At 45.4% G+C, this 21,076-nt stretch carries 22 protein-coding genes and 14 tRNA genes; 31 read left to right on the forward strand and 5 right to left on the reverse strand.

Annotated features, from left to right (window positions below):
- Positions 1-91: 91 nt before the first annotated feature.
- The 3 genes from tnpB to A7D23_RS00775 form a co-directional block, all read right to left on the reverse strand.
- Complete coding sequence (gene tnpB, locus A7D23_RS00765; RefSeq protein WP_019226745.1) at positions 92-454, reverse strand: IS66 family insertion sequence element accessory protein TnpB; 363 nt, start codon at positions 452-454, stop codon at positions 92-94.
- The gene (locus A7D23_RS00770; RefSeq protein ID WP_019226746.1) at positions 444-812 is read right to left on the reverse strand and encodes a hypothetical protein; all 369 of its coding nucleotides are present in this window, start codon (positions 810-812) and stop codon (positions 444-446) included. The genes tnpB and A7D23_RS00770 overlap by 11 nt, the downstream gene beginning before the upstream one ends.
- Positions 813-973: 161 nt before the next feature.
- On the reverse strand, positions 974-2,182 hold the full coding sequence (locus tag A7D23_RS00775; RefSeq protein WP_025205426.1) for an OFA family MFS transporter: 1,209 nt from the start codon (positions 2,180-2,182) through the stop codon (positions 974-976).
- A 233-nt stretch (positions 2,183-2,415) separates the two neighbouring features.
- On the opposite strand from A7D23_RS00775, the gene A7D23_RS00780 reads away from it, so the two are divergent.
- From A7D23_RS00780 to A7D23_RS00930, 31 genes are all read left to right on the forward strand, one after another.
- The gene (locus A7D23_RS00780) at positions 2,416-2,730 is read left to right on the forward strand and encodes a hypothetical protein (RefSeq protein ID WP_019226748.1); all 315 of its coding nucleotides are present in this window, start codon (positions 2,416-2,418) and stop codon (positions 2,728-2,730) included.
- 1 nt (position 2,731) lies between these two features.
- The gene (locus A7D23_RS00785; protein ID WP_019226749.1) at positions 2,732-2,983 is read left to right on the forward strand and encodes a YlmC/YmxH family sporulation protein; all 252 of its coding nucleotides are present in this window, start codon (positions 2,732-2,734) and stop codon (positions 2,981-2,983) included.
- 153 nt (positions 2,984-3,136) lie between these two features.
- Complete coding sequence (gene dapB, locus A7D23_RS00790) at positions 3,137-3,940, forward strand: 4-hydroxy-tetrahydrodipicolinate reductase (protein ID WP_019226750.1); 804 nt, start codon at positions 3,137-3,139, stop codon at positions 3,938-3,940.
- Between the two features lie 77 nt (positions 3,941-4,017).
- Complete coding sequence (gene dpsA / locus A7D23_RS00795; protein WP_019226751.1) at positions 4,018-4,965, forward strand: dipicolinate synthase subunit DpsA; 948 nt, start codon at positions 4,018-4,020, stop codon at positions 4,963-4,965.
- Positions 4,955-5,551 (forward strand): dipicolinate synthase subunit B, encoded by a 597-nt coding sequence (locus tag A7D23_RS00800; protein WP_019226752.1) that lies wholly within the window; start codon positions 4,955-4,957, stop codon positions 5,549-5,551. Before dpsA ends, A7D23_RS00800 begins: the two co-directional genes overlap by 11 nt.
- A gap of 110 nt (positions 5,552-5,661) precedes the next feature.
- The gene (locus tag A7D23_RS00805; RefSeq protein WP_019226753.1) at positions 5,662-6,654 is read left to right on the forward strand and encodes an aspartate-semialdehyde dehydrogenase; all 993 of its coding nucleotides are present in this window, start codon (positions 5,662-5,664) and stop codon (positions 6,652-6,654) included.
- A gap of 111 nt (positions 6,655-6,765) precedes the next feature.
- Complete coding sequence (gene dapG / locus A7D23_RS00810; protein ID WP_019226754.1) at positions 6,766-7,992, forward strand: aspartate kinase; 1,227 nt, start codon at positions 6,766-6,768, stop codon at positions 7,990-7,992.
- A 36-nt stretch (positions 7,993-8,028) separates the two neighbouring features.
- On the forward strand, positions 8,029-8,913 hold the full coding sequence (gene dapA, locus A7D23_RS00815) for a 4-hydroxy-tetrahydrodipicolinate synthase (RefSeq protein ID WP_019226755.1): 885 nt from the start codon (positions 8,029-8,031) through the stop codon (positions 8,911-8,913).
- Positions 8,914-9,285: 372 nt separating this feature from the next.
- Positions 9,286-10,950 (forward strand): ribonuclease J, encoded by a 1,665-nt coding sequence (locus A7D23_RS00820; protein ID WP_019226756.1) that lies wholly within the window; start codon positions 9,286-9,288, stop codon positions 10,948-10,950.
- An 85-nt stretch (positions 10,951-11,035) separates the two neighbouring features.
- Positions 11,036-11,111, forward strand: a tRNA-Glu gene (locus tag A7D23_RS00825).
- A 43-nt stretch (positions 11,112-11,154) separates the two neighbouring features.
- Positions 11,155-11,230 (forward strand) — tRNA-Val (locus tag A7D23_RS00830).
- A 151-nt stretch (positions 11,231-11,381) separates the two neighbouring features.
- Positions 11,382-11,458 (forward strand) — tRNA-Asp (locus A7D23_RS00835).
- A gap of 35 nt (positions 11,459-11,493) precedes the next feature.
- A tRNA-Gln gene (locus A7D23_RS00840) sits at positions 11,494-11,568 on the forward strand.
- Positions 11,569-11,571: 3 nt separating this feature from the next.
- Positions 11,572-11,647 (forward strand) — tRNA-Lys (locus A7D23_RS00845).
- 19 nt (positions 11,648-11,666) lie between these two features.
- Positions 11,667-11,742: transfer RNA gene (locus A7D23_RS00850), tRNA-Lys, on the forward strand.
- 8 nt (positions 11,743-11,750) lie between these two features.
- Positions 11,751-11,825 (forward strand) — tRNA-Gly (locus tag A7D23_RS00855).
- Positions 11,826-11,834: 9 nt separating this feature from the next.
- A tRNA-Arg gene (locus A7D23_RS00860) sits at positions 11,835-11,911 on the forward strand.
- A gap of 18 nt (positions 11,912-11,929) precedes the next feature.
- Positions 11,930-12,005 (forward strand) — tRNA-Thr (locus A7D23_RS00865).
- A gap of 7 nt (positions 12,006-12,012) precedes the next feature.
- Positions 12,013-12,097, forward strand: a tRNA-Leu gene (locus A7D23_RS00870).
- 13 nt (positions 12,098-12,110) lie between these two features.
- Positions 12,111-12,201, forward strand: a tRNA-Ser gene (locus tag A7D23_RS00875).
- 6 nt (positions 12,202-12,207) lie between these two features.
- Positions 12,208-12,282, forward strand: a tRNA-Asn gene (locus A7D23_RS00880).
- Position 12,283: 1 nt separating this feature from the next.
- Positions 12,284-12,360: transfer RNA gene (locus tag A7D23_RS00885), tRNA-Ile, on the forward strand.
- 5 nt (positions 12,361-12,365) lie between these two features.
- Positions 12,366-12,439 (forward strand) — tRNA-Gly (locus tag A7D23_RS00890).
- Between the two features lie 447 nt (positions 12,440-12,886).
- A complete protein-coding gene (locus A7D23_RS00895; RefSeq protein WP_015044095.1) occupies positions 12,887-14,095 on the forward strand; it encodes a type II secretion system F family protein in 1,209 nt (402 codons plus the stop codon).
- Positions 14,096-14,124: 29 nt separating this feature from the next.
- Positions 14,125-15,330: a type IV pilus assembly protein PilM gene (gene pilM, locus A7D23_RS00900; protein ID WP_015044094.1), complete on the forward strand. Its 1,206-nt coding sequence runs from the start codon at positions 14,125-14,127 to the stop codon at positions 15,328-15,330.
- 15 nt (positions 15,331-15,345) lie between these two features.
- Positions 15,346-15,903, forward strand: a complete 558-nt coding sequence (locus A7D23_RS00905; RefSeq protein WP_015044093.1) for a PilN domain-containing protein — start codon at positions 15,346-15,348, stop codon at positions 15,901-15,903.
- A complete protein-coding gene (locus A7D23_RS00910; RefSeq protein ID WP_015044092.1) occupies positions 15,903-16,736 on the forward strand; it encodes a type II secretion system protein GspM in 834 nt (277 codons plus the stop codon). The genes A7D23_RS00905 and A7D23_RS00910 overlap by 1 nt, the downstream gene beginning before the upstream one ends.
- 47 nt (positions 16,737-16,783) lie before the next feature.
- Positions 16,784-17,968, forward strand: coding sequence for a PilX N-terminal domain-containing pilus assembly protein (locus A7D23_RS00915; RefSeq protein ID WP_015044091.1), 1,185 nt, complete (start codon positions 16,784-16,786; stop codon positions 17,966-17,968).
- A gap of 36 nt (positions 17,969-18,004) precedes the next feature.
- Positions 18,005-18,331, forward strand: coding sequence for a type II secretion system protein (locus A7D23_RS00920; RefSeq protein ID WP_015044090.1), 327 nt, complete (start codon positions 18,005-18,007; stop codon positions 18,329-18,331).
- Between the two features lie 29 nt (positions 18,332-18,360).
- Positions 18,361-18,894: a prepilin-type N-terminal cleavage/methylation domain-containing protein gene (locus A7D23_RS00925; RefSeq protein WP_015044089.1), complete on the forward strand. Its 534-nt coding sequence runs from the start codon at positions 18,361-18,363 to the stop codon at positions 18,892-18,894.
- A 68-nt stretch (positions 18,895-18,962) separates the two neighbouring features.
- Positions 18,963-19,613 (forward strand): sigma-70 family RNA polymerase sigma factor, encoded by a 651-nt coding sequence (locus A7D23_RS00930; RefSeq protein ID WP_015044088.1) that lies wholly within the window; start codon positions 18,963-18,965, stop codon positions 19,611-19,613.
- A gap of 289 nt (positions 19,614-19,902) precedes the next feature.
- On the opposite strand, the gene A7D23_RS00935 is transcribed toward A7D23_RS00930, so the two are convergent.
- Positions 19,903-20,325: a prepilin-type N-terminal cleavage/methylation domain-containing protein gene (locus A7D23_RS00935; RefSeq protein WP_015044087.1), complete on the reverse strand. Its 423-nt coding sequence runs from the start codon at positions 20,323-20,325 to the stop codon at positions 19,903-19,905.
- Positions 20,326-20,591: 266 nt separating this feature from the next.
- Positions 20,592-20,990, reverse strand: coding sequence for a prepilin-type N-terminal cleavage/methylation domain-containing protein (locus tag A7D23_RS16515; protein ID WP_015044086.1), 399 nt, complete (start codon positions 20,988-20,990; stop codon positions 20,592-20,594).
- Positions 20,991-21,076 lie beyond the last annotated feature (86 nt).

Consider the following 21,076-nt stretch of genomic DNA (forward strand, 5'->3'; position numbering starts at 1 on the left):
AATCCTTTACGTTTTTACTGTAATAATTGTACCATAAAAATGCCGAAGAATCCAGTATTTATGCGGATTTTCGGCACTGCTAGCACTAATTTTACAGAGAAAAACACTGCTCGGTATTGAGTTTTTTTACAGCCCTGGGCTGGTCAATGGACAGCCCTTCCATAAGCCAGCGAAATTCCTGGACAGTGACGCTGCGGACAGCCTCAGCATTCCTCGGCCACTTAAATTTGCCGGTTTCCAGCCGCTTGTACAATAACACGAAGCCATCGCCTTCCCAATAAAGCGCTTTGAGCCGGTCATGACGGTGTCCACAGAATAGAAATAAGCTGTTTTGAAATGGGTTTAATTGAAAGTTCTGCTGGACGAGAGCGGCCAGCCCGTTAATGGATTTGCGCATGTCGGTATACCCGCAAGCGATATAAATTTTCTCTGCTTTGGATATATCACCGAACATTTTGAAGGGCCCTCAAGGTGTTTTCAATCAAGGTCTGAGATGCGTTGTTATGGATTTCCAAAGTCATAGCATCACAACGAATGATGATATCCGGAAATACTTGCCGATCGGCAGACTCAGCAGCAACTCGCGCGATCGGAATATTTAGCGGCACAATGGAGTTGTTTCCTTCATTCATTGAAGGGAGGGCTTCGCAGGCAGCCTTACGGATACGCCTTAGCCAATAAAAGTATGTGGTCTCCTTGATGTTATGCTCAGCGCACCAGCAAGTTACTGTTTGACCACTACTTCGGCATTCGCGGATTTGCTGGGTCCATTGACTCAGTCGGTATTGCTGTGCAACTTTCCTGGTGTCCAACCCTAAGCCTCCTTTCAAAGTTTTTACAGTTTACTTGAAAAACTTTGAATTACTTTAACTTAGAGTTTATTGTCCCATAATCCCATAGGAGTTTCTATACACTGTCTCCTTTGACGCTTACTTTCCGCTAAACATTCTCGTGGGAAAGTTAAGTTAATTAATTATTGCTTAAGCCTTTTCGGCTTTTTCAAAAAGAAAGTCAAAAAGACTGCTAACAAACATAGGATACACGAAATGGTAAACGCAAGTGAATAGCTTTTTGTGGCATCGGCGATTCGGGCTGCCATTAGGGGGCCAAAGACACCCCCGACACCCCAGGCAGTAAAGACAAAACCATAATTTACTCCGGCATGTTTTGTACCAAAATAGTCATAGGTTGCTGATGGGAAGAGTGAAAGCAAAGAACCGTAGCCTAATCCTGCAATCGCTGCACCCAACGCAATTAATACCGGAGTATTGTAAGTGCTGAAAGCGAGCATGTTGAGTGCCTGGATCAAAAAGAAAATACGCATCGACCAGGAACGCCCTATTTTATCGGAAAGCCAACCGGCAATAACCCTGCCGGAGGCATTGAAAACGGCCAGTAAAGCGACCATCGCGTACCCCCAGGAAATACCGGCCTGCGTCTTGGCAATTGAAGAAAGCTGGCTGATGATCATCAGCCCGGCGCTGGCTCCTGCCGCATACATCACCCAAAGCAGATAGAATTCCCGTCTTATAAGCATTTGCTGCCAGTTTAGGCCTCCTGTCGAGGCAGTAGCCGCTGAAGGGGAAGCCGTACTGCTCTGAGATTGGCCACTTAAAGTGGAAGGGACAGTCAGCAGCTGGGCAAGCAAAACAATAATTAGTAAGAACAGGATCCCTTCAATACGGAAGGTGCTCTCTATGCCAAACTTTCTCAGCAATGCATTGGTTAATGGTGCGATATAAAGAGAAGCCAAACCAAAGCCGGCAACAACGACACCCGAGATCAGACCTTTTTTCTCTGGGGGAAACCATTTGACTGCGGCAGGTGTCGCAGCCGAGTATCCGAGACCGATCCCCATCCCGGCAATTAAACCGAAAGTAACGATCAGCATGGTCAGTGAGTGCGTAAAGCTGCTCAGGATTAAGCCACTGCCTGCCATGATTCCGCCAAGGGCAGCAATCCAGCGGGGGCCGTACCGGTCTTGAAGATATCCGCCGGGAACCATCATCAAGGCAAACACTGCGCAGGCGACCATATACGGAACAGAAGCCGCTGTCTTAGTCCAGTGAAATTGCTCAATCAGGGCAGCTGCAAAGACGCTCCAGGTGTAAAGGACACCAAGGGCCAAATTAATACCTGTTCCGGCCAAAGTAACTGTCCAACCTTGTTTCGCTCTGTTCATCATTATCTTCCTTTCTTTATCTGTCCGTCGATCCTGATAGAATCCGGCCAGCGTTATCTTTTTACGTATCTTATCAGAAAAGAGATCGAAGGTTTGTGATTCTGACTGCAAAAGCAGTATTCCGCACGTCAACGGAAGATAATAAAGCGTTACCCGTTTACGGAAGAATAATGCCGTTTTTTCCCTCATAGATATGCTTAGGGGGGATTCCTAATGAAAGCCCTGAAGCGTTTATGAGTATTCTATATAGTGTTCTGCTGGCGCTCGGGATTGCTGTATCATTGAGAACCAGAGTAAAAGTCATGATGTGGAGGTCTCCTGAGGCACCTAATCGTTTGGCCAAAGCCATTACCCAGCTGGTCGGGACTGCGGGTGGAATTTATATTTCTTTGGAACTGCTACTGACCTTTCTAGGAATACCAGAAAACATCTGGAATCCCTCATCGGTTTATTTTATAAAGCCACTGGCTGTTTTTTCGCTGATCATTGCGATACTGCAGCCCTATGGTCAAAAAATATGGGAAACGGTCCGGGGCAGGAGTGTGTAATATGCTTTTAAGTGAACTGTCAGGAAAAGAAATTATTAATCTTCATGATGGCGCGAAGCTCGGTTCAATTGGTGAGAGTGATATTAAAATTAGCCCCGAAGGAAAAATCGAGGCAATCATCATCGATTCAAGAGCGGGATACGGAAGATTCTTTAATAAGAACAGTGAAAAAGAAGGCGGGTATGTGGTCGTCCCCTGGAAAGCCATTAAAAAAGTAGGCAGTGAAGTGATCATCGTAGATATCGATATGTAGGACCGCTCTTTGCCGTCCGTGGCATCGCGGCATTAGGCCATCCGTGGCCATCGTTTGACAGGTTTCTATTGATATAATAGAATAAGAAGTGTATTAAACCCCGAAAGGCTTCTGGCGCGGGGTTTTACGTTATCGTATTCAGGAGGGGTATATTTGGACAAAATACGCGTATTTGTTGCCGGAGCATGTGGCAAAGTGGGCATGGAAACAGTCAGGACAATACGTCTGCAGAACGATATGGAGCTTGCAGGGGTATCAGATATTCAGAATCAAGGAAAGGATATTGGATTAGTCCTTGGACAGCAGCCATTCGACCTACAGATTTCCGGCCAGATGGAAATAGAAAAATTAAAAGAACTGCAAGTAGATATTCTCGTTGATTTTACGAATCCCCAATCAGTATTTTCCAATGCCAAAACTGCAATTAAAGCGGGGGTTGTTCCTGTTATTGGGGCGACTGGGTTGGACGGTCACGAAATCAGTGAATTGGAGGATCTCTCCAAAGCGACCGGCACAGGGGTTTTTATTGCACCGAATTTTGCGCTTGGCGCAATCCTGATGATGAAGTTTGCGAAAGAAACCGCGAAATACTTTCATCATGTCGATATCATTGAATATCATCATGATCAGAAGCTGGATGCACCTTCCGGCACTGCTTTGAAAACCGCGGATATGATCTCTGAGATCCGGGAACCGATCATCCAGGGACATCCGAACGAATATGAGAAAATACCCGGTGCTCGGGGCGGAGACCTGAATGGCATTCACATCCATTCCATCCGTTTACCGGGACTGATCGCCCATCAGGAAGTCATTTTCGGAGGGTCAGGACAGACGCTCACGATCCGTCATGACGCGTATACACGGGAAACCTACATGCCCGGGGTGATACTGGCCATTCGCAAAGCATATAAGCTGACCGGACTTGTTATCGGACTGGAGAATTTCCTGGATTAGGTTAAGCACCGCGTTTCTCGGCTGCTCATATACTGGATAGTAGTTAACTGGACACTATCCAGTAAGGAGGCATAAACATGAATGCGGTACTTGAAGGAGTTCGCCTGGCAGTAATCGGCGGGGATGATAGAGAAATATTTCTTGTCCCCGAGCTGCAAAAGTGTGGTGCGAAGATCATCGGGCTCGGTCTGGAAAAGTCTCCGCTTGGAGACAGCATTGAGCATGCCAAATCTTTTACCGAGATTATCGCTAAAGCAGATGCGCTTATCTTACCTATGTTTGGCACAGATGCGCGGGGCCTGATCAAAGCAAAGTATTCTAATTCTCCGATCATCTTAAATAATGAAGTTCTGGAATTGATTCCGCCCGGTGTTCCGCTTTTTATAGGCTGGGCCCGTCCTGCCCTGATCAGCGCAGCCCAAAAGATGAACATAGACCTCGTGGAAATAGCAAACCGTAATGAAATTGTCATCTTGAATTCGATACCTTCAGCCGAGGGGGCGGTTCAGATGGCAATGGAGGCTACCACGATCACCATTCACAGCAGTGAAAGCTTTGTTTTGGGTCTTGGCCGCTGCGGCATGACACTGGTGAATCTACTGAAGGGAATGGGAGCAAAGGTTACGTGTGTTGCACGTAAGCCCTCAGACCTGGCCCGGGCTGTAGAGATGGGAGTGCGTGCTATCGGTTTTTCTGATCTTGAAAAGGAAATCAACAGGGCGGAAATCGTTTTCAATACCGTACCAGCTCTGATTCTCGGCAGAGATCTGCTGAACAAAATGTCCCGGGAAACCGTCATTATTGATATTGCCTCTATTCCGGGAGGTATTGACTTTGAATATGCCCAGATGCTTGGGATTAAGGCTCAGCTTGCCCCTGGCCTGCCCGGTATTGTCGCGCCAAAGACCGCCGGAAAAATGCTGGCGAAGCTTTATCCGCCTCTGATTCTTGAGCACCTTGTACCTGCTGCAGATGCAGCCACTGCTGCTGCAGTCCGGAAGGGGGTGCCCAAAAATGAGATTTGAAAAGCTGCACATCGGTTTTGCGCTGACCGGTTCCCATTGTACCCTTGGCCGGGTCATGGGGGTGATCAGACAACTTGTCGAAGAAGGAGCAGATATAACGCCGATTGTTTCGGAGTCCGTTAATACAGTGGATACGAGATTCGGGGATGCAACGTACTGGAAAGCTAGACTGAAAGAGATTACAGGAAAAGACCCGATCGGAACTATCCCGGAGGCAGAACCGATCGGTCCGGGCAAGCTTTTTGATTGTATGGTTATTGCGCCCTGTACCGGGAATACACTTGCCAAACTCGCTAACGGCATCACTGATACACCCGTCTTAATGGCTACTAAAGCACACTTGCGCAACTTAGGCCCCGTGGTAATTGCTATATCTACAAATGACGGGTTAGGGGTTAACGCTAAAAATATCGGAGCCTTACTCTCAGCTAAGAATATCTACCTGGTGCCTTTTGGTCAGGACAGCCCGCTCAAAAAGACCAATTCTCTCGTTGCCCAGATGGATAAAATACCGGACACAATACTGCTGGCCTGCCAGGGAAAACAAATTGAACCGCTCCTGGTAGAAATTTCTTCTTCTGAGTAGCCAAAATATTTAGTATCCTATGAGAGAATAATGATTTATACTATATTAATACCTAGTTGTTGAAAGTGAATTGTCAGAATTATTGAATATTCATGTTTAGGAGGATCTCAATGCCAAATATTGCAATTGTCGGAGCAACGGGTGTCGTTGGTCAGGAATTTTTGAAAATTCTTGCTGAACGGAAGTTTCCGGTGGATGAGCTTCGCTTGCTTGCGACGAAAAGATCAAGCGGATCACGGATTTCCTGGCAGGGAAAAGAAATAGAAGTACAAGAAACAACGAATCAGAGCTTTCAAGGCATTGATATCGCCTTATTTGCGGGTGGTTCCGCCAGTACGGAGTATGCGCCGGCCGCAGTCCAGAGCGGAGCAGTCGTTATTGACAACAGCAGTGCTTTTCGGCTAAATCCGGATGTTCCTCTGGTTGTACCTGAAGTCAACCCCGAAGATGTCAAATGGCATAAAGGGATTATCGCCAATCCGAACTGTTCCACGATTATCATGGTCGTGGCACTAAAACCGCTCGAAGCGCTTTCGCGAATTAAACGTATTGTGGTATCCACATATCAGGCAGTTTCCGGCGCGGGCAAAGAAGGGATTATTGAACTGGAGGAACAGGTGAAGTCGTGGAGCAACGGGAAAAAAATCACGGATATTGATACTTTCCCATATCAGATCGCCTTTAACCTGATACCCAGAATTGATGTATTTCAGGAGGGTGACTATACAAAGGAAGAATGGAAAATGGTCAAGGAAACCCAAAAAATCTTCCATAGGGATGATTTGCGTGTTACGGCTACTTGTGTCCGTGTTCCGGTCTTTCGTTCTCACTGTGAATCCATCAATATTGAGACTGAGAAAAAACTCACGATCGATCAGGTCAAGGCTGCATTTGCCCAGGCTCCCGGCGTAATCTTAAAAGACGATTCGGCGAAAGATATTTATCCGATGCCGCTCGACAGCTCGAACAGGGATGAAGTTCTGGTCGGAAGAATCCGGGAAGATCAAACCATCGATCAGGGGATTAATCTCTGGATCGCAGGTGATCAGATTCGCAAAGGTGCAGCGACAAATGCAGTCCAGATTGCAGAATTGCTGTTATAATAGATAGGAAATAACGGATAAGATTAAAAGATAAGAAAACATAGACGTTATAATAATAAGGAAAGCAAAATTCAAGACAAGTTAAGAAAATTAGAGGAAGGAGAAATTACCTTGCGTATATTGGTTCAAAAATTTGGCGGAACTTCCCTGGCCAATCCGGAAAGAAGAGCGCAGGTCGCTGCTAAGGTTTCCGAGGCTATTAATCAAGGGTTTTCGCCTGTGGTTGTTGTTTCTGCAATCGGGCGTTCGGGAGATCCCTATGCGACCGATACGCTGATTAAGATGGTTTCAAGCATTTATTCCGAAGTGCCCAAAAGAGAAATGGATTTACTCTTAAGTTGCGGGGAAATCATTTCCGGCAGCATTATGGTTAGCACGCTGCAGGGTCTGGGGTTGGAAGCTGTTCTTTTAACGGGTGGACAGGCCGGCATTATCACCAACAGCAGTTTTGGCGATGCAAGAATTGTCAGAATCGAACCGGAAAATATCCTGGAGCAGCTGAAAGAAGGCAAGGTTGTCGTCATTACGGGCTTCCAAGGTATGACCGAAAACGGACAAATTACAACCCTGGGCAGAGGCGGAAGCGACACAACGGCTTGTTCGATTGGTGTCGCACTAAATGCTGAAGCAATTGATATTTATACGGACGTCGAAGGTATTATGACCGCAGACCCCCGGATCGTTCAGGACGCCAAAATCCTTGACGTGATCACCTATAATGATATCTGCCATCTGGCGCATCAGGGAGCCAAAGTCATCCATCCGCGCGCCGTGGAAATCGCGATGCAGAAGAATATCCCATTGCGGGTAAAATGTACGTTTTCCGATGCTCCAGGAACGCTGGTCACCAATGTTCAGCCCGACCTCGCGGAGGGTTCGGACATGATCGGCGACAGGATTATTACAGGGATTGCACATACCCCGAATGTCACCCAGATCAAGATCCACGTTCAAGAAGAAGAAAATAAACCCAAAGCGATCACCAAAATATTCAAGGGGATGGCTTTAGCGGATATTAGTGTCGATTTCATCAGCGTTCAACCAGAAACTGTCCTGTATACAGTTCGTGATGAGCTGGCAAAGAAAGCCGTCAATATTTTAAAGAATCTGGGTTTCAACCCTGAATCCGCGCCAGGATGCGCCAAAATTGCGCTCGTCGGCGGGGGAATTGCCGATGTGCCCGGTGTCATGGCCAATATGGCAGAAGCACTTGCTGAGAGCGGCATTGAGATTCTTCAGTCCGCTGACTCTCATACCACGATCTGGGTACTTGTCAAAAAAGAACATATGGTTCCGGCTGTGCAGTCTTTGCACAAAAAATTTGAGCTTGGTATTTGACAGCCAGGCATAAAATAGTTTATGGAGGAAAGAGAAATGTTTGGCAGCGTTTTAACCGCTATGGTGACACCATTTAACGATAAGCTGGAGATCGATTATCCTGCGGCCGCAATACTGGCCAGATATTTGGTTGAAAACGGCACAGAAGGGATCGTCGTAGCCGGAACAACCGGTGAGAGCCCTAATCTGACCGGTGAAGAAAAGCTTAACCTTTTTACGACGGTGAAAGAAGCAGTTGGGGATACGTGTAAAGTCATTGCAGGCGTGGGTACCTATTCCACGCGTGAAAGCGTTGAACTTGCTGAAAAAGTCTCAAACCAGCTCGATGGCATTATGGCAGTGGTTCCGTATTACAGCAAACCTTCCCAGGAAGGTCTTTATGAGCATTTTAAAGCCATCGCAGCGGCCACAGACCTGCCTGTGATGCTTTATAACATACCAGGAAGGACAGTCATCAACCTTCTTCCTTCTACAGTCGCCAAACTAGCTGGAATCTCAAATATTGTCTGCATTAAAGAAGCAGCAGGATCGATGGACCAGGTCAGTGAACTGAAAAAGGAACTGTCTTCGACCTTTGCGATTTATTCGGGCGATGATTCATTGACCTTGCCGATGCTGTCTCTAGGCGGGGCAGGGATCGTAAGTGTCGCTTCTCATCTGATCGGTACCCAGATGCAAAAAATGGTTGCTGCGTTTAAGGCCGGCGATATGGAGAAAGCTTTAAAATGGCATCTGCTGTTGTTCCCAATCTTTAAAGGGATGTTCGTGGCAACAAATCCAGTGCCTGTGAAGTATCTGCTGAATGAAGTCGGCATCAAAGCCGGGGGCTACCGGTTGCCTATCGTTGGCCCGACCCAGACGGAACAGGCTTCCTTAAAAGAATTGCTCACGAATATCCGAAATCTGCCTGAAGAGGTCTGACCTTAGAAATTACTTTCAGATAAAACTAAAAGTAAAAGCAAAAAATTAAAACTTTGGTTATGCCGAAGTTTTAGTTTTATTCGCGAATGGGCAACAATAATGTTGGAAGCTGTTCACCCAGCTTGCATATCTGATATTCAGGTACTATAATAAATCTAATGGTGTTGTACGGCTAACCGAATAACGGAATCAAAGAAACCAAGAGGTATTTTTACCTGTTTCTATTTTTGTTTGTGTTTTTTTGTTGTAGTCTTTTTTTATCCTGCTCAGATACTTCGGGGTATCTCCTTGTTTCCTTATGCTGACAAATTAATAGGATTGAAATTGAAATTAATAAAGTAAAATATATATAAATTGATGGAGGTATTGCCTTTGCCAAAAGAACACAAACTGCAAATTATCCCTTTAGGCGGATTGGGTGAAATCGGGAAAAACATGACGCTGATAAAGTATGACAACCAGATGATCATGATTGATGCCGGTATGGCTTTCCCTGAAGATGACATGCCCGGAATTGATCTGGTCATCCCTGACTATTCCTATGTCATCGAAAACAAGGACATGCTGCTCGGGATTATGGTGACCCATGGTCATGAAGATCATATCGGCACATTCCCCTATCTTCTGAAGGACATAGACGCGCCTGTATTTGCGCCAAAACTTACCTTGGGACTGATCCAGGCCAAATTAAAGGAGTGCAATGTCAACCGGTTTAAATCGACTGTCGTCAATCCTGGAGAGAGTATCAAGCTTGGCGTTTTTAAAATTGATTTTATCCGGGTCAACCACAGCATACCTGATTCTGTGAGTCTGGCTATCCATACACCCCTCGGTGTGATCGTCCATACCGGAGATTTTAAACTGGATCATACCCCCGTTACATCGGAGATCCTAGATATTTATAAATTCTCCGAATTGGGTGAAAAAGGCGTACTCTGCTTAATGTCCGACAGCACGAATGTAGAAAGGCCTGGTTTTACGATGTCGGAGAGAGTGGTCGGACAGATGTTCGACGATGTATTCCGCACCGCCAAGGAAAGAATCATTTTAGCCAGCTTTGCTTCGAATATCCATCGCGTGCAGCAGGTCATCACCGCTGCTTTCAAAACGAACAGGAAGGTTGCCATTGTCGGCAGGAGCATGCAGAATTACGCCTCAATCGCTGCTGAATATGGCTATCTGATCATTCCAGAAGGAACGCTGGTCGATGTAGAAGAGGTTCTCCAGCTGCCACCGAATCAGGTCTGTATTATTACAACAGGGAGTCAGGGGGAACCGATGTCGGCACTTTCCCGCATGGCTTCCAGCGACCATAAACAGGTCGAGATCCTGCCAGGTGATACGGTGATTATCTCCGCGAGTCCGATTCCGGGAAATGAGAAATCGGTGGCCCGAACCATCGATCAGTTGTTTAAACTCGGCGCCAATGTGATCCACGAACAAGCATCAGGCGTCCATGTTTCCGGTCATGGCAGTCAGGAAGAATTAAAGATGATGCTGAATATGGTAAGACCGCAGTATTTTGTGCCTGTGCACGGTGAGTACCGCATGCTGATTAAGCATGGCCAGATTGCCGAACAGCTTGGAATTTCGCATAAAAATATTTTTATTGCCGAAAATGGAAGTGTCATTGAGTTCACCAGAAATGGAGCAGGTATCGCCGGGAAAGTGCCATCCGGCAGAATTTTAGTGGACGGGCTTGGTGTAGGGGACGTCGGCAATATTGTGCTGCGCGACCGCAAACAGCTGTCTCAGGACGGTATTTTAATCGTAGTTATTGCGCTGAGCCGTTCCACCAATGAAATTGTTGCCGGGCCTGATATTGTGACCAGGGGATTCGTCTATGTCAGAGAATCCGAGACAATGCTGGATGAGGCTAAAGAGAAAATCAGACAGACCACCGAACGCTGCATCGAGAACGGTATTATTGAATGGGTCACACTCAAAAATCAGATTAAAGACGTTCTAGGCAAGCATCTGTATGAAAAAACGAAAAGAAAACCGGTCATCCTGCCAATCATTCAGGAAGTGAAATAAGTTCAACAAGTTCGAACATTTTTTTCCTAAACGGGTTGACAATGTTTTCGCATTTAGCTATACTATCAAATGTTCTCGCAATTTTGGCCCGTTGGTCAAGCGGCCTAAGACACCGCCCTTTCACGGCGGTAACACGGGTTCGAATCCCGTACGGGTCACCATTTAAAATCCGACGTTCGTGGTTTTTCCTCGAACATCAGATAAGGGCGATTAGCTCAGCTGGGAGAGCGCCTGCCTTACAAGCAGGATGTCGGCAGTTCGATCCTGTCATCGCCCACCAAACTCGAAGTTCGAAGTTCGAGGCGCGAAGCTTGAAAAAGCATATTAAGATATTGCTTGAAGAGCGGAAGGTACGGACTGAACATCGGGAAACTTACTGCTGAGGAATACGAAGGTTCGAATATCGAACGTCGTGCCTCGAATATCGAATTGGCCCCGTAGCTTAGTGGTTTAAAGCGCCTGCCTGTCACGCAGGAGATCGTCGGTTCAAATCCGATCGGGGTCGCCATAATTTATCAAATTACGAATCCATCCTGAAACCGATGGGGTGTCGCCAAGCGGTAAGGCACCAGACTTTGACTCTGGCATACGTTGGTTCGAATCCAGCCACCCCAGCCAGACGGGTCATTAGCTCAGCTGGTAGAGCACCTGACTCTTAATCAGGGTGTCCAGGGTTCGAGCCCCTGATGGCCCACCATCAAAACAATATTATTTCCGAGCCATTAGCTCAGTCGGTAGAGCATCTGACTTTTAATCAGGGTGTCCCGCGTTCGAGTCGCGGATGGCTCACCATCTATCATGCGGGTGTAACTCAGTGGTAGAGTGTCACCTTGCCAAGGTGAAAGTCGCGAGTTCGAATCTCGTCACCCGCTCCAAAAAAATATGCGCTCGTAGCTCAGCTGGATAGAGCGTCTGACTACGAATCAGAAGGCCGGGGGTTCGAATCCCTCCGAGCGCACCATTGTTCCAGAAGGCATTCGCCGTTATAGCTCAGTAGGTAGAGCGTATCCTTGGTAAGGATAAGGTCACCGGTTCAATCCCGGTTAACGGCTCCAGTTTTATGCGGGAGTGGCGGAATTGGCAGACGCGCACGTTTGAGGGGCGTGTGGTTAACACCGTGCGGGTTCAAGTCCCGCCTTCCGCACCAATCAGTAGTTTACGGAGAAGTACTCAAGTGGCTGAAGAGGACGGTTTGCTAAACCGTTAGAGTGGGTAACTGCTGCGAGGGTTCAAATCCCTCCTTCTCCGCCAGCATATTCCTCGATAGCTCAACGGTAGAGCAATCGGCTGTTAACCGATAGGTTGCTGGTTCGAATCCAGCTCGGGGAGCCATGGCAGGGTAGCCAAGTGGTCTAAGGCAAGCGGTTCATACCCGCTCATCCGAGGGTTCAAATCCCCCCCCTGCTACCAAACATGCGGGTGTAACTCAATGGTAGAGTGCCAGCCTTCCAAGCTGGTTACGTGGGTTCGATTCCCATCACCCGCTCCAAAGAAAATAAAATCCTGCGCGACCGCGCAGGATTTTTTTATGGAGCGGGTGATGGGGATCGAACAGGCAGCGCCGCACCTTGCCCATGGCATCACGGCATTAGGCCACCCGTGGCCGTCAAATGCGACCTATGGAAGCATTTTCCCACCCCGGCGTGATAGCGAGCGAATTGGCAGAGGCCAATTCGCGAAGCGGAGCGATTCCCATCACCTGCGGAGTTGAGGTATGAAGTAATAGATAAGAGTGAAGAGAACTACCAGAAGTATAACTTGTCAAGATTTTGTCAATGACAAATTAAAGAAAAAACTTACAATTTATACTATTTGGTAGTATAATAAAATTGTATAATTATTTCTAAAAATGAAATATAAGAGTTATGAAAGAATGTAAAAAATATGTAAAATAAATGTAAAAAAAATGTAAAATTGACATAAAGGAAGTGAAATAATGCCCTTATATTCGTATGTCGCCAAAGACTTTTCCGGCCAGAGAACGACAGGCGTTTTGGAAGCCGACAGTATTCAGAACTTTTACCGGCAGCTCAAAGAGCAACAGCTTTTCTGTATCGAAGTCAATGAAAAACGGCAAAATGTCCAAAAGGCGATCAGTAAGGACAAGCCGATCAAGTTGAAAGTCAAAGATCTTGTCGTATTCTGCAATCAGTTTCATGCGCTGTTAACAGCCGGTGTAACGGTCATTAAAGCCCTCGATGTCATTTACCAGCAGACAGAAAGCAAAAAGCTTAAAGCTGTAGTCCTCAGAGTCTATGAAGCAGTACAAAAAGGGGACATGCTTTCCGAAGCTATGCGCAAGCAGGGGCAGGCATTTCCTGAAATCCTGATTAATATGATTGAGTCCGGTGAGGCTAGCGGTAAGCTCGATCTCGTACTGAATAAGATGACTGATCATTTTGAAAAGGAACGAAAGCTTCGGACAAAAATGATTTCTTCCATGACATACCCGGCCATCTTAACCGGCGTAATGATCATTGTGGTTATTATATTGATGACTTTTGTGCTGCCGACGTTTACCGCCATGTTTGAATCTACCGGCACAACCCTGCCGTTGACAACCAGAATCCTTATGGGAATCAGTAACTTTATGAGGTCTTATTGGTACATTTTAATTATTGTGATTGCAGCGGTTGTTTTTGCAACAAGACAATACATTAAGACCGATTCTGGAAGACTGAAATGGGATGGAATGAAACTGAAAATCCCTGTTGTAAAGTCGACTTCCATCAAGATCATGTCCGCCAGGATGGCCCGTACCCTTTCCACGCTGTTAAGCAGCGGGATTCCTTTGCTGAACTGTATAGAAATCACCGCGAAAGTGCTTGGGAATAAAGTAGTCAGTGACGGTCTGTTAGCTGCCAAAGAGGATATGAGCAAAGGAGCGACAATCTCGCAGTCCATCCGCAAGATCGGGGTGTTTCCGCCGATGATTTATTCCATGATCAGCATCGGCGAGGAATCCGGCTCACTGGAGAGTATTTTGGAAAGAACGTCTGCCTATTATGACGAGGAAGCTGATGTGGCAATTCAGCGTATGCTGGCGCTGTTTGAACCGGCCTTGATCGTTGTGATGGCGGTCGTGATCGGCTTTATTGTTCTGTCGATTGTTTCGGCGATGTATGGCGCCTATCAGAATATTTAAGTAAATTTTACATAAGAGGGGGAATATACTTGACTGCTGCATATCTGTCCTTTGATCTTGGAACAAGAAATATTCACGCTGTTGTCGGCCAGACGGAAGGAAATACTGTCAGAATACTGCGAAGTGCCAGCATCGGGCTTCCGAAAGGCGTACTCTCTGACGGTTTGATTACGAATAAAGAAGTACTGACCTCAGCCATGCAGGAAGTGCTTGCTTCTCTGAATACTTCCACTAAAGATGCCCTGATCACGTTTAACTCCAACAGCGTGATTATTCGTGAATTTGAGGTTCCTTCAGGAAATGAGCAAGAACTCGAAGCAATGATTAAGAATGAAATTATTCAATTTTTCGGTATGACGGATACCGATCTGGTCGAGTACCGCAAGATCGGTGAGACAGAGACCGGCGGAATGAAAAAAGTCAAGGTACGGGCAGCGGTCATGAATAAGGAAATAGCGCATGCGTATTACGACCTTCTTGATAGCCTTAAGCTGAAACCAGTCGCCCTGGACATTCACGCGAATGTTATTTCTAAAATTTTCAACGAACAGACTGCGATTAACAACGATTTGTCGAACAACTATATCATTTTAGATATTGGATATTCCGGGACGATGATCTATCTGATCTCTCAGGGCAGCCTGAATTTCTTCCGCTCAATCAGCTTCGGTGGAAAAGCGGTGGACCGCCTGCTTGCAGGCCTATTTGCCTTATCCGAAGAGAAGGCTGAAGAAAAGAAACTGGAGTTTCTTTCCGATAAACAAGAGCGCATTGCTTCGGAAGCAGGCGTAACGGAGAGAACCGAGAACAGATCCCTTGCCGTAAAAAAGAAAGGCCATACATTTGTGATTAAAAAGAAAGGTCTAACCGAAAATATGGAAGAACCTGTTTCCGATTCAGCTGAGAACACGGTTGAAGGGATTCGGCCCATAGAACAAGGAAAAGTTTTTACTAAAGAGGAAGCACTAGCCGCTGTGAAACCGCTTTACGGAGAACTGCTCGAAGAAATCCGAAAGGTTATGCAGTTTTTTGCGAACAGGAGCGGCTCTAAGGATTTGAGCCAAATCTACCTGATCGGTGGAGGAGCCAGTCTTACAGGAATACCAGAGTACCTGTCACAGGGGCTCGGTTTGAAAGTTGACCGGCTTCAGATGATCAGTAACATTCAGTATATTGACCATGAACAGGCACCCGGAGACTATGTTAATGCCTCCGCTGCGCTGATCAGGCTTTGAGAGCAGGTGACTAAAATGAATGATTTTAACTTTTTTTCAACATTTGAAAAACAGAAACTGGCCCAGAAGAAAAAAATCAGAAGATCCTACGGAGCCATTCTCGGCGTAATTCTTGTTGTTGTACTGTTCTACGGCATTATGGGAGCAAGGATGCTCTATTGTTCTTACGCGATTAATAAAGGCGAGGCCTTTCTGAATGCTCCGGAAAACAAAGCGAAGCTGACAGACATTCAGGCCAAGAAAGCAGCAACCGAGAATTTAATCACCTATACGGTGCAAGTAAATCAGGCTAAACAAAAAATTACGCTGGCCACTAAAGTCAGCAGTGAATTCCTGAATACAATTCAAAAGACGATTCCGGCAGCAGTCAGCCTGAAATCTCTGGAAATCAAAGACTATCAAGTGATTTTGCAGGGCACTGTACCGGCATCGGCGACAGTGGCCGAGTTGGCCCATAACCTGGAGGCAACAGAACTTTTTTCCAGGGTGCAGGTACAGTTTATTCAGAGTGGTACAGAAACAGCCGCCTATGAATTTTCCATTCTGTGCGAATTGAAGGAGGTGGCTAAATAATGAAGCTGCAGAAACCAAACTTGCAGGGGAAAAAGATTGGGAGATTATCACTCGATGCCAAAATCACCGAGCGGGATAAAAAGCTGCTGATGGTTCTCGGGGTTGTGATTATCATCGCAATCAGCTACTATGTCCTTTACCTTCCGATGAGTGCCAGCCTTGAAAGTTTAACAGCCGATAAAGAAGTCATGAAACAAAAAGTAGCCGCAGCCAAAAGCGACCTGGAAAATGAACAAAGCATCGTCAAGGCCTATGAAACGCAATTAGCAAACGGAATGGAGGCTTCTGAATCCTTCTTCCCCGGCGTCTACCCGTATAAGGAGCAGTACGTGCTGCTCGTTGAGAAAATCGTGAAGGGAAGCGGCGCGACGTTGACGAATCTCGAGTTTTCTGACCCCGAAGTTAATGGGGTCGTGATGCCGGAGGACAACCGTTATCTGCTTCCGGCTTATTCCTTGCAGCAAGAAGCGAATACCATTAACCAGGCTTATAGTGACCAGCCGGCAAAAGAGATATCTTCTGCTGCAGGTACTTCTCAGAGTACCGCCACTACCGGTGAAGAGAAGACTTTACCTGCCGATGCGGTGCTCCGGTTACCTACAACAATTGAGTTTACAGGAAGCTACGCCCAGTACCGAACAGTCGTCACCAGCCTGGAAAAACTAAACCGGGCGATTGCGCTGGAAGCCGTCGAAGCCAAGGAAGATGAAAAAGGACTAAAATTCATACTGACTGTATCTTTCTATGCGGTGGAAAAAGTTGATAACGGCGAGGATCCATTCAACGCTTGGACGATTAAAGGCAGTTACGGAAAGTCGGATCCTTTCAATTAAGATAACAATGATTTCTTTCAATAATAGGAATACAAGGAGGGAGTCATGTGAAAAAAAAATCGGATGGTTATGCATTAGTGCTGACGATGGTTTTGCTGGTCGTTTTATCTTTGCTGGGGACTGCGATCCTGAGTATTGCTTACGGGGAAACCAAGATGGTTGCGAACCAGGTTGAGAATAAACGGGCCTACTATGCCGCACGTTCCGGAGCCGATGCCATGGCTTCATACATCATAGAACAAAGCAGCAATAATACGACAATTTCAGGAGTAGTCGATGATCTGATCTTTAAAATTGAGACATTACCTGGAACCGGAACGATCGGGACCGGGGCTACTATTAGTTCATTCCAAGTGAATGTCAGCCGGATACCCAGCGGACCATACAGAGGTGATTTGCTGTTAGAGTCCACAGGGACGACCGCCACTGGTACACTTCCGGTCAAGGTAAGTTTAACATTAAAGCAGGCTTTAAGGACAGTATTAGATACAACAATTTTTGCCAATGACAGTATGAGTTTAGGTAACAATATCACCGTCAATGGTGATATTGGGACAAATGCCGGTTCTATTACCTTTGGCAGGAACCCGGTTAATGGAAATGTAATTTTGGGACCGGATGCTACTCAGACATATTTAAATAACTCCGTAGATCCTATGTGTGGAACTCCGCAGAGACTTAATGAAAAAATTATATTTCCTAATACCAAGACGGACCTTTTTCCAACTGAAAATAATAATTCACAGCTAGGGACACCAAGACATGGCCATAATCCACCAACACCATATGTTGTCACCGCGACCCCAAGTGACCCAGGCAACCATGTACTTGCGACTGCGGTTACTGATTTGAGTGATATCATGGCCAATATAACATGGCCTGCAGGTGGGGGCGGAGAGCTTCACATATTGATATCGGATACAATTACTAATTTTACATTGGGGTCACAAGTCAACGTCCCTGATGGCAACACATTATATCTATATTATAATGGAACCAACCAAATTGCAGATAACAGCGGTAATTTTTCATATCAGCATCTGAGTATTTATGCTCCAAATGCCTCGTTCAATATAACAGGTGGTGGTAATGGTACTTTTCTAGGGAAAATGGTAATAGGAACATATGATGATACTTCTAACAGCCATGTAACATTAACAAATGACACAACGGTAGACCAGAACGATATCATTGGTGCTGAAACGTATCAAAGGGATGCTTGGCTTAAATAATGGCAATATAATAATTTATTAAGGAGGGATACCGCAATGCTTCGAAAAAAGGCCAAAGGATTTACGCTGATTGAGATCATTGTCGCTCTGGCGATCATCGGTGTGATGGGAGTGTCCCTTCTTACTGTTTTCACAATGGGCATACGGGTCATCGTCCAGGCCAGAGACCGCAATGATGCGTCATTCACAGCCCAGTCCCAGGTGGAGGTAGAGCTCAATACGATAAATGCAGCGCCTTCCACGATTACAATCACGATGCCCGATGCGACGACGATTTCGGCTAGTGGTACAGTAATGCCTGCCGAGAGTGCTACTGTGAACGGAAAAGAAGTTTCGATTGATTACTTCAAGCCCGGAAAATAAAAGAATTTAGACGACTAGGAGGGGAGCCCATGAAATTCAGCATAAAAACACAAAGGAAGAGCAAGGGCTTTACCTTGCTTGAAGTGATGGCTGTCACAGCAATCATGGCTTTGGTCGTGGCGATCATTTACCCGATGATCACATTCGGAACAACCGCTCTCCACAAGGGACAAGTAAATGCCGATAGGCAATACCAGGTGCGCATGGCTGCCGATTTTATCAGCAAGCAGATACGCTATGCCAATTCATTTACCTTCCTGACGAGTACGCCTACCGCTGCCACCGGCAGAAACGATATTTACCTGGATGCTTCAGGTTTCTTCCACTACAATAACAATGGAACGAGTGCCACTGCGCCCGGAGTTGATAGCACCCAAAAATTTATGATTTCTTTTGCAAACACAGGCAAATCAAATTCGGTCATTTTTACAATTAGGGATAAAGATGATGCCAATTATGATGTCACCACAGAAGTCATTCTGCTGAATTATCATAAAAGCACGTTTCCGACCGCCTCAGGCTCCTGTATCGGTTTCTCGTATACCTTGCCGTCTTCTTTGTAGGGCAGCCTACTCAGTTGATTTTAGTAAAGTAAATAGTCTGGATGATCATATCCTATGGAGAGTGTAGTATGGAAGAAACCGGACAAGTGAATCAAACGATCAATGAAGCAGCAGCCTACTACTATCAGCATAAAGATAAAGAATCAGCAGAAAAGGTGCTTGAAGCAGGCAAGGGACTGATCAAATATTTTGCAAGGCTCTACGGCGGAGGCTGCTGCGAGGACGATCTCTTTCAGGCTGGCAGTCTGGGTTTAATGAAAGCTTTGCGTAATTTTGACCCCGATAGGGAGACTAGATTTATGACGTTTGCTTCTCACTGTATCATGGGGGAGGTTCGTCATCTGGCGCGTAAAGAAGCATCTTTCTACCGTCCGGGTTGCATTGCTGAGCTTCAGGCCAAAGTAGAACATGAAGTTCAAAAATATATGAAAGAAAACGGCGATGTACCGGGTACAGATTATATTGCCAAAGAGCTAAAAATTAAGGAAGAAAGTGTTATCGAAGTTATGAGAGCGGGCTTTGTTAGTTTTGATGAGATTGATGCTTCAAGGATTCATAGTACAGCCTATGAGACATTTCACCTTCCGATTGAGGATAAACTTGCCCTTTACCATGCATTAAAAAAGCTAACGAATATCCAGCAAAAAGTGGTTCAAATGATTTTCATTAAAGATATGACACAGCAGCAGGTCGCTTCGCAGCTGGGAATCTCTCAGTGACAGGTAAGTAGGGTGAAGGATCGAAGTATAAAGATATTAAGGGAGAATATTAATAGAGACTAGAGAGCTGGTAATTAAAATTTGCTAGCTCTTTATCAGTAAGATAAAATAACAACATCCGGATATTTGATAACCTTTGCACTATTATGAAATCTTTAAAGAAGTATTCTTACCTAAGGATATGAAAAGAACTAGCAAAGTTCAATGCAAGTTCTTTTCTTTTATCAATACGTTGTTTGAAGTAGAGATCTGCTATAGGTATTCTACATAGCTATTCATGAATTATTTATTACCAAGTGATATTGAATTTCCCCGTAGCAGCCCGGGAAGCAGTATAAGCTGCTGTACCTATAGTTTTGTCATAGGTAAAGATAAAATGCTCACCTGAAACAGACCCGGATGAAATAGTCCCTGTAATATCTGAGCCAGCTAAGGTTAAAATATCAGCATCCGTAAACACGGTTGTAGAAGCAACGATACCATAAGTTTTCCCTCCCCCTAAAAGACCATCAGCTGCAGTGGCAATTTTCTTTGCCTCTAGCAAAACTTGAGTGCTTCTTGCTTTTTCCTGATAACCAGAAAAGCTTGGAATCACAGCTGCCGCAAGGATACCAATAATTGCAATAGCTAAAATCAGTTCAACAAGTGTGAAGCCGCGGTTTAGTTTTTTTTGTGGGGTTATAAGTAGTTGATTAGCGAGATTTTGGTGCATACTCTTTTCCCCTTAATATTATTCTGGATATTCACCAAACTATTATTAGACGAACAGGTTATCTTTTTATTCATCAAGAGTGAAATCACTTCGAAGAAAGTCATGATTAATTCAATTAACTGAAATATCGGATGTATAAGAGACAGGGAAATTGTTGTAACTTATGTTATTTTACAGTTAAATGTATGTATGTCCCAAGAAAAGAGCCAACAGGTTAATCTGTTAGCTCTTTGAATTAAATTATAATTTGCTATAAGACAAACCTACTAATAGGTAATGACAATTGAATAGTTATTGGCTGCATTTCTAGTTGCGGTAAATGTTTTAGTTGAACCAGTTACTGTTGTGACATAGACAAATCCAACATGTCCGCTACCTACAGCACCAACGGTGATATCAGCTGCGGCAATATCAGGTCCGGCTACTGCAACAATTTGAGCTGCTGTTGGTGCTGCTCCCAGCTCTACATAAAGACTGTCTGCGGCAGTGGCGATCTGTTTAGCTTCAACCATTACCTGTGTGCTGTGGGCTTTATCCTGGAATCCAGTAAACTGCGGAATCAACACAGCAGCCAAAATACCCAGAATCGCAATAACCACAATCAGCTCAATTAGTGTAAAGCCTTTGTTTTTCTTTTTCATTTGAAGACACATTTTCTTTAACATTTCTTTTTCCTCCAATTTTTTATTATCGTAATTTTTTGAGGTCGTCCTCAAGGTCTAGACGTTTGAATTATACCTGTGGATTTTCT

The sequence above is a fragment of the Dehalobacter sp. TeCB1 genome, assembly GCF_001707455.1.
GTDB lineage: Bacteria > Bacillota > Desulfitobacteriia > Desulfitobacteriales > Syntrophobotulaceae > Dehalobacter > Dehalobacter restrictus.